This is a genomic window from Vibrio sp. 1731 (assembly GCF_033339955.1).
In the GTDB taxonomy this organism is placed as follows: domain Bacteria; phylum Pseudomonadota; class Gammaproteobacteria; order Enterobacterales; family Vibrionaceae; genus Vibrio; species Vibrio alginolyticus.
The window spans coordinates 1-1445 of the sequence record NZ_JAWOVO010000078.1; the positions used below are offsets into that span (position 1 = coordinate 1).

Annotated in this window: 2 protein-coding genes; one reads left to right on the forward strand and one right to left on the reverse strand. The window is 47.3% G+C overall.

Annotated features, from left to right (window positions below):
- The coding region (locus R7035_RS25280; RefSeq protein ID WP_318146329.1) for an ABC transporter substrate-binding protein at positions 1–865 on the reverse strand (865 nt) is incomplete at its 3' end.
- Between the two features lie 209 nt (positions 866–1074).
- Between R7035_RS25280 and R7035_RS25285 the strand changes: the two genes are divergently transcribed.
- Positions 1075–1445, forward strand: a 371-nt coding sequence (locus tag R7035_RS25285; RefSeq protein ID WP_318146330.1) for a GntR family transcriptional regulator, incomplete at its 3' end; no start/stop codon positions are given.

Genomic DNA, 1445 nt, shown 5'->3' on the forward strand with positions numbered 1-1445 from the left:
CACGAGCCAATTTGGCTGCGTTTGGATTTTTCGCGTATTTGTTGATGATGGTTGTGTAACCAGAAATCACGGAACCATCTTGTGGAATCGTGACAGTAAAGCGCTCGCGGTCAATCTTGTCGCGGTAGTTCAGCGCGTTGAAGTCCCACATGATCGCCACTTCAACTTCGCCTTTTTCTAGGTTGGCGATGTTCGGATCGGTAAATGACAAGCGACCTTGTTTCGCCAGTTCAGCAAAGAACTTGATTGCTGGTTTAAGGTTCGATTCGTCACCACCGTTGGCAAAAGCGGCTGCCAAAACCGCGTTGTTCGCTTGCGCCGCAACGCCTACGTCTCCAACCGTCACTTTGTAGTCACCTTTGAGTAGGTCACCCCAAGTTTTTGGTGCGTCTTTGACTAGGTTGTTGTTTGAGATAAAAGAGATAGTGCCGGTGTATGCCAGCGCCCAGTGGCCATCTTTATCTTTCGCCCAATCGGGAATGTCATTCCAAGTGGTCGGTTTATACGGTTGAGTTACGCCTTTTTTCACGGCAACTCGCGCGAATGCAAAACCGACGTCACCGATATCTGCGGTTGCATTTTTCTTCTCTGCTTCGAATTTCGCGATTTCTTGTGCAGAGCTCATGTCAGTATCTTGATGTTTCAAACCGTAGTTTGATTGCAAATCAGCCCACGTGTCTTTCCAGTTTGCCCAACTGTCTGGCATGCCCACACTGTAAACCGAGCCTTCTTTTTGAGCGGCTTTTACTAGGGATTCTACATTGGCATCCGCTGAAAAAGCAGGCGCCGATAATGTTGCTGTACTTGCGGTGGCTGCAAGCAGTTTGGCAGGCACGGCAGTGGAACGGCTAAGCAAAGTTTTCATTGTCTCCATCCTTCTGGACTAGGTCAGTAAGTTCGCTTTTTATCCTATGGGTGGAATGTGACGGTTTGGTGCAGATAATTTGACAGTTATGATTCACTTCTGTGGCGTTTGTATTTCATTTGATGAAGAAGTGAGCAGTTTGACTTGTCATATTTCTGTTACTTAAGCCGCTTATGTTGCTGAGAAAATATCTATTGGACTAGGTCAGAATGAAAACAACAGGTGCGAGCCAGTTAGGGACGCAGTTAGGAAAAATTAAAGCCAGTTTGAGACAGCAAATTCACTCTGGCGTGGTTTCTCAAGGGCAAAAACTGCCTTCAGAAAGAGAGTTAAGTGAGCTGTTTTCTACCACCCGAATCACGATTAAAGATGCGTTAGTCTCGTTGGAAACTGAAGGGCTGATTTATCGAGAAGAGCGCCGTGGTTGGTACGTGTCTCCTGAGCGAATCTGCTACAACCCGTTGTCGCGTTCTCACTTTCATCAAATGATTCGTGAGCAGCATCGGATTGCAGCCACCCAACTGATCAGCGTGCGCAGTGAAATGACGGCAGGGGATTACGCAAAAGCGCTTGATATCGA